The organism is Alienimonas chondri, from assembly GCF_013036045.1.
GTDB lineage: Bacteria > Planctomycetota > Planctomycetia > Planctomycetales > Planctomycetaceae > Alienimonas > Alienimonas chondri.
In genome coordinates this window covers 1-5882 of the sequence record NZ_WTPX01000214.1, presented here as the reverse complement: position 1 = coordinate 5882, position 5882 = coordinate 1, and the positions used below count along the sequence as shown (strand labels likewise).

Here is a 5882-nt window from a genome sequence, read left to right as displayed (position 1 = left end):
CCCCATGACTGCCCCCTTCGCCCCCCGCGGCTCGAAAGCCGAACTGGAAGCCGCCGACGCGCCGTTCGCTCCGAAGTTCGACGCCGACGGGCTGATCCCCGCGATCGCCGTCGATGCGACGGACGGGACCGTCCTCATGCAGGCCTACATGAACGCCGACGCGCTCTCCGACACGCTGGAGAAGGGCGAAGCGGTCTATTGGTCGCGCAGCCGACAGGAACTGTGGCACAAGGGCGCCACCAGCGGGAACGTGCAGACCGTCGAGGAGATCCTCACCGACTGCGATCAGGACAGCCTCGTTTTGCGGGTCCGGCAGGCCGGGGACGCGGCCTGTCACACCGGACGGCGGTCCTGCTTCTACCGCCGGGTGCCGCTCGGCGGCGGGACGACGGTCTCGCTGGAAGACCTCGGCGACGCCCCGAAGTTCGACCCGGCTGAGGTGTACGGCGCCAAATGACTCAGCTTTCCGACACCCCTTCCCGCGGCGACAGCGGCGACGGCATCGCCGTCGTGCGGCGGATCGAGTTCTGCGCCGGGCATCGGTTGCTCGGCCATGAGGGGAAGTGCGCCGCCCTGCACGGGCACAACTACGCCGCGGAGTTTCACATCGTCGCCGACGCCCTCGACGGCGTCGGCCGGGTGGTGGACTTCGGGGCGATCAAGGCCCGGCTCAAGGGCTGGATCGATCGCGAGTGGGATCACGGCTTCCTGCTGTGGGAACAGGACGAACAGGCGATCGCGGCCGTGCAGGCGGTCGACCCGTGGAAGCTGTTCACCCTGCGTCGGAACCCCACCGCGGAGGTGCTGGCGGCGTTCCTGTTGTCGCGCGTCTGCCCGAAGGAACTCGCCTCGCTGGGCGTGACCTGCACCCGGGTCGAGTTGTGGGAGACCCCGAACTGCCGGGCGATCGCGACCCTGTAACGCCCGGCTGACATAACGCCGAGGCTCCGCGGAGCCTCGGCGTTACAGCGTCGCTTTGCTTATTCGGCCGTCATCGCGGCGACGGCGAACAGCCCCCGGGGGTCGGTCCAGACCGTGTTCACCGTGAATCCCGCTTCGGCGGCCAGTCCGTCCAGCATGTCGCGGCTGAACTTGTAGCTGTTCTCCGTATGAATGGACTCGCCCGCCGCGAAATCGAACCGTCGATTGGCGACGGTGACGGAACGGGCCGCGTCGGTCACGAGGTGCATCTCCACCCGGCTCTTTGAGGCGTTCCACCGGGCCTCGTGGCGGAACTCTTCGACGGGGAAGTCGGCGTTCAGTTCGCGATTGATGCGAACCAGCAGGTTCCGGTTGAACGCCGCGGTCACCCCGGCCGCATCATCGTAGGCGGCTTCGAGCGTCGCGGCGTCCTTGATGAGATCCGCCCCGAGGATCAGCCCCCCGCCGGCGCCGACCGTGTCGTGAAACGTTCTCAACACCGCCGCGGCGGAGGTCGGACCGAAGTTCCCGATCGTGCTGCCGGGGAAGAACCCGACCCGTCGACGGTGGGGCGGCAGGTCCGGCAGCGGCACCGGCTGGGTGAAGTCTCCGACGACCGGGAGCACCGGCACGCTCGGATATTCGGCCCGCAAGCCGTTCGCCACTTCTTCCAAGAACGGGCCGCTGATGTCCTGCGGGACGTACGCCGCCAAACCGCTGACGTATTGCTCGCAGGCGTCCAGCAACACCCGGGACTTCTCGCTGTTGCCGCTGCCGAACTCGATCAGCACGGCTTCCAGACCGATGAATCGGGCGATTCGTTCGGCTTCCGCGGCGAAGATCGCGGCCTCAGTGCGCGTCGGATAGTACTCCGGCACGGCGGTGATGCGCTCGAACAGCCGGCTCCCGGCTCCGTCGTAGAAATATTTGCAGGGCAGGGACTTCGGTTCTCCTGACAACCCGGCGAGCACGTCCGCGAGGAACGTGTGATCGGGCGCCGAGGATTCGGCCGGGGGGGCGTCGACGGAGGCGGACATCGGGGGCCGGCGATTGGCAGGAACGGGGGGGTGTCGTAGCATCCAATCCGCCGGCGCCCACCGGCGAACGGCGCCGTGTCCGACTCTTTTTGAGCCGGCCGGTGTTTGGAGAGGTGGCAGAGTGGTCGAATGCACCGGTCTTGAAAACCGGCGTCGGTTCACGCCGACCGCGGGTTCGAATCCCGCCCTCTCCGCTTTCCCCCTTCCATCACGCCACGGAGCCGCTGCCACGGCTCCCGCCTGACACGCGACCCGAGGTACAGGATGTCCGCGGAGAGCGACCTCATCGCCCGTCTGTGTTGCCCCGGTCGCGGGGTGCCGCCGGAAACGTTGACGGCGGTCATCACCCTGGCGGTGGAGATCGCCCGCGAGGGCCGCGAGGGCCGACGGGTCGGCACGCTGTTCGCCATCGGCGACTGCGACGCCGTTCGCAAAGTCAGTCGCCCGCTGATCCTCGATCCGCTGTCCGAGCATCCCTGCGAGGTGCGACACATCTCCTCCAACGATGTTCGGGAGACGATCAAGGAACTCGCGCAGCTCGACGGCGGGTTCGTTGTGGAAGAGGGCGGCACCGTCTGTCACGCCGCCCGCTACTTCGATACGCGCAGCGCCGGCGTGAGCCTGCCGCTGGGTTTGGGCAGCCGGCACATGGCGGCGGCGTCCGTCACCCGGGAGACCTCCGCCGTCGCGGTGGTGGTCAGCGAGTCCGCCGTCGTTCGCATGTTTCACGGGGGCAAGATGGTCAACGAGATCACCCCGGAGCTGTGGCTGCTCCGTCGTCACGGATTGTTGAAGGACGAAGTGGAGGACCACACGATCGTGGAGCAGGCCGGCGGCATCGCGATCGCGGCGTCGAGCGACGAACAGGAGGCGTAGGGCGCCGGCGACGGGCGGTCGTTTCGGGGCGGCGCTGTACAATCTGTCGCTCGTTCGCCTCGTCTCACGCTTCTCCCTTCGCCCCGTGGCGCAGCCGCCCGAACCCGACACGCTGCCGCTCGGCCCGTTCCGCTTCGGACCGGCGGGGGTGCGGATTGCCGGCCGTCCGACCGTCGAGGCGTTCGCCGGTCCGTTGCGGTTCGCGTTGTGGTGTCAGAAAGGCGCCGCCTGGTGGATCGGCGACCTGCTGAACGACGGCGACGAACGCTTTGGGGAGATGTTCAGTCAGGTCTGCGACGGGCAGATCTCCGCGAGCCTGCTGCAACGCTACGAGTCCGTCGCCCGCCGGGTGCCGCGGGAGAATCGCCGGCCGAATCTCTCCTGGAGCAGTCACGCGGCCGTCGCCCGGTTGCCGGGCGTCGCTCAGCGACGATTGCTGAAGAAGGCGGAGGAGAACGGTTGGAACAGTTCGATCCTCTCCCGCCGCGCCCGCGCGGAGTTGGCCCGGCTGAAGGCCGCGGGGGAATCGGCGGACGACTCCTCCGACGGCGATGAGGACGAGGACCGCGGTCCGCGGGCCGAGCCGTACTTCCGCGAAGACTTGGAGGACGATGCCGACAGCGAGCCGGCCCCCGCTTCGGATCGGGCGGCCGATCCGGCGACGCCGGGGGTGAGCGGATGAGCGGCGGGGCGTTTTTTGGCGCGCTGGATCGCCGTTGGCTCAAGACGCTGACCGGGCGTCCCCGGACCGGCGACGCGAACGCCGGCCCGCACGCGGACGCCGCGGCGTGGCTGGTGCAATTGCGTTGGGTCGCGGCGGCGGGGCAACTCGTCACGATCGCGGCCGTCAGTTGGGGGTTGAAGCTCGACCTGCCGACGGCCCCGCTGTTGTGGGTCGTCGCCGTGACGGCGGGAACGAACGTCGTCCTCGCCGCCTGGCTGACGACCCACCCGGAGCACGGCCCGCCGGGCGAACCGGGCCGCGGCGTCGTCCCGGTGCTCGGCGCGGCGATGCTGTTGGACGTGGGCTTGTTGACCGCGCTGCTGTACTTCAGCGGAGGGCCAAACAACCCGTTCTACGGGTTTTACTTCGTGAACCTCGCCCTTGCCGCGGCGCTGCTGCCGACGCGATGGGCCTGGCTGTGCGACGCGGCGGCGGTCGTGGGGTTCGCGTTTCTCCTCACGGACCACGTTCACCTCCCCGGCGTGCCGAGCGCTCAACCGCCGTTGTCTGAAAGCGGCGAAGTATCGTTGCTGACGGCCGGGCGATTTGTCGCGTTTCTGACGTGCAGCGGGACGGTGGTGTACTTCGCCACGCTGCTACGGGATCGCGTCCGTCAACGGGACGCCCGGGTGCGGACGATGGAATTGGAACTCGCCCGGTCCGCGAAGCTGGAAGCACTGGGCACGCTGTCGGCCGGGGCGGCCCACGAATTGAGCACCCCGCTGGGCACGATCGCGGTGGTGGCGAACGAGGTCAGCCGGCGGATCGAACGGGCCGCGGAGATCCGGGCCATGCCGGGCGATCGGGCGGCGCTCGATCCCAAGACGCTGCAGGAGCGCAACCTGCGGGACGTGCGTTTGATCCGCGGGGAGGTGCGGGCCTGCCGTTCGATCCTCGACCGGATGAGCGTCGATGCCGGCGAGGCGGTCGGCGAGGAACCCGCCGAGGTCACCCCGTTGGAGCTGATCGAAGAGACGCTCACCGGCTTGCGGGACCGAGACGCCGTGCAGGTGGAGACCCGGGGCGACGCCGGATCACGGACGTTGCACGTCCCGTTGGTGCGGCTGGCTCAGGCGTTGCGGGGACTGGTGCAGAATGCGCTCAGCGCCGCGGACGGGGGCGCGGTGACGGTCTCGCTCGGCAATTTCGGTGCTGGGGGCGGCAATCTGCCGCACGGAGAGAATCCCGGTGTGAACGGCGTGAATGACGCGGGGGGCTTACGGATTGCCATTCGTGACGACGGACCCGGAATGTCGCCGGCGGTGCTGGCGCGAGTCGGGGAACCCTTCTTCACCACCAAGGAGCCCGGCCGGGGAACCGGCTTGGGCGTGTTCCTCGCCCGGGCGGTGATCGAACGACTCGGCGGTTCGCTGAGCTTCGACAGCGCTCCCGAAGAGGGCACCACGGCCTACATTTCCCTGCCGGCCCGCCGTCCGGCGTGAGTCGCGCCGCCCGTCCGCACCCCTTCCCATGTCTTTGACCAGCTCACCGACCAGCGTCCCCCCGACGCCCGCTCCCGGCTTCCCCCCCGGCGCCCAGCCGGCGGCGCCGTATCGCACGGGCGGTCCCTCCAACGTCGATCCCGGCTGTTGTCTCGTGGTGGACGACAGCGACCTGTACCGAGATCGCCTCGCGGAGGCGATCCGCGAGCGCGGGTATCGGGTACTGACCGCCGACGGATACGACGCCGCGGTGGAGCAGGTTCGTCGGCAACCGCCGGGGCTGGCGGTGGTGGACCTGAAGATGCCGGGCCGCAGCGGGTTGGATTTGGTCCGCACCCTGCGGGAGATCTCGCCGGAGACGAAGTGCGTGGTCGTGACCGGGTTCGGTTCGATCGCCAACGCCGTCGACGCGATTCACGCCGGGGCGCTCAGCTACGTCACCAAGCCGGCCGACGCAGATGAGATCCTCGCGGCGCTGCATCGCGGCGAGGGCGAACCGGTCGGCCCCAAGGAGTACAACCCGCCCACGCTGGCGGAGAACGAGTGGGAGTACATTCAGCAGGTGCTCGCCGATTGCGGCGGGAACATCTCCCAGACGGCCCGGATTCTGGGCATCGAGCGCCGCACGTTGCAGCGCAAGCTGAAGAAGATGCGGCCGTAACGCCCGGCGCCGCGGGCGGGCGACCTCCCCTCGGTCCGCGGGTCGGACCACGTGTCGAACGGCTTGCGTCGTGATTGTGGTTTGGAACGCTCAGGGGGTTGGCGCCCCCTTCCGGCCCGCCCGCGTCTGCGTGACGCACCCTGCGGCGGCGGGTCGCGTCGCGGGAGCGAACGACGATCTCTAGGATGCGACTCGCTCGGGGGACGAACCCCCGATTCGCC

The 5882-nt window shown here is 69.2% G+C and carries 7 protein-coding genes and 1 tRNA gene; 7 read left to right on the top strand and 1 reads right to left on the bottom strand.

Annotated elements, in window-relative coordinates; translation table 11 throughout:
- Positions 1-4: 4 nt before the first annotated feature.
- A complete protein-coding gene (hisI, locus tag LzC2_RS19730; protein WP_171189748.1) occupies positions 5-457 on the top strand; it encodes a phosphoribosyl-AMP cyclohydrolase in 453 nt (150 codons plus the stop codon).
- Positions 454-921, top strand: coding sequence for a 6-pyruvoyl trahydropterin synthase family protein (locus tag LzC2_RS19725; RefSeq protein ID WP_194362445.1), 468 nt, complete (start codon positions 454-456; stop codon positions 919-921). The genes hisI and LzC2_RS19725 overlap by 4 nt, the downstream gene beginning before the upstream one ends.
- A gap of 59 nt (positions 922-980) precedes the next feature.
- Here the strand turns inward: LzC2_RS19725 and egtD are convergent, their stop codons facing one another.
- Entirely contained in the window at positions 981-1958 is a 978-nt protein-coding gene (egtD, locus tag LzC2_RS19720; RefSeq protein ID WP_171189746.1) for an L-histidine N(alpha)-methyltransferase, read from the bottom strand.
- Positions 1959-2065: 107 nt separating this feature from the next.
- On the opposite strand from egtD, the gene LzC2_RS19715 reads away from it, so the two are divergent.
- From LzC2_RS19715 to LzC2_RS19695, 5 genes are all read left to right on the top strand, one after another.
- A tRNA-Ser gene (locus LzC2_RS19715) sits at positions 2066-2152 on the top strand.
- Positions 2153-2222: 70 nt separating this feature from the next.
- Positions 2223-2834, top strand: coding sequence for a DNA integrity scanning protein DisA nucleotide-binding domain protein (locus LzC2_RS19710; RefSeq protein ID WP_171189745.1), 612 nt, complete (start codon positions 2223-2225; stop codon positions 2832-2834).
- A gap of 85 nt (positions 2835-2919) precedes the next feature.
- A complete protein-coding gene (locus tag LzC2_RS19705) occupies positions 2920-3516 on the top strand; it encodes a hypothetical protein (RefSeq protein ID WP_171189744.1) in 597 nt (198 codons plus the stop codon).
- Positions 3513-5000 carry an ATP-binding protein gene (locus tag LzC2_RS19700; protein ID WP_171189743.1) on the top strand — a complete coding sequence of 496 codons (1488 nt, stop codon included), beginning with the start codon at positions 3513-3515 and terminating at the stop codon, positions 4998-5000. The genes LzC2_RS19705 and LzC2_RS19700 overlap by 4 nt, the downstream gene beginning before the upstream one ends.
- Positions 5001-5028: 28 nt before the next feature.
- Positions 5029-5661, top strand: a complete 633-nt coding sequence (locus LzC2_RS19695) for a response regulator transcription factor (RefSeq protein ID WP_171189742.1) — start codon at positions 5029-5031, stop codon at positions 5659-5661.
- Positions 5662-5882 lie beyond the last annotated feature (221 nt).

What these genes read in the sequence shown, in the direction of transcription:
- hisI (WP_171189748.1), top strand. Translation starts at nt 5, where the DNA reads ATGACTGCCCCCTTCGCCCCCCGCGGCTCGAAAGCCGAACTGGAAGCC.
- LzC2_RS19725 (WP_194362445.1), top strand. Translation starts at nt 454, where the DNA reads ATGACTCAGCTTTCCGACACCCCTTCCCGCGGCGACAGCGGCGACGGC.
- LzC2_RS19700 (WP_171189743.1), top strand. Translation starts at nt 3,513, where the DNA reads ATGAGCGGCGGGGCGTTTTTTGGCGCGCTGGATCGCCGTTGGCTCAAG.
- egtD (WP_171189746.1), bottom strand. Translation starts at nt 1,958, where the DNA reads ATGTCCGCCTCCGTCGACGCCCCCCCGGCCGAATCCTCGGCGCCCGAT.
- LzC2_RS19710 (WP_171189745.1), top strand. Translation starts at nt 2,223, where the DNA reads ATGTCCGCGGAGAGCGACCTCATCGCCCGTCTGTGTTGCCCCGGTCGC.
- LzC2_RS19695 (WP_171189742.1), top strand. Translation starts at nt 5,029, where the DNA reads ATGTCTTTGACCAGCTCACCGACCAGCGTCCCCCCGACGCCCGCTCCC.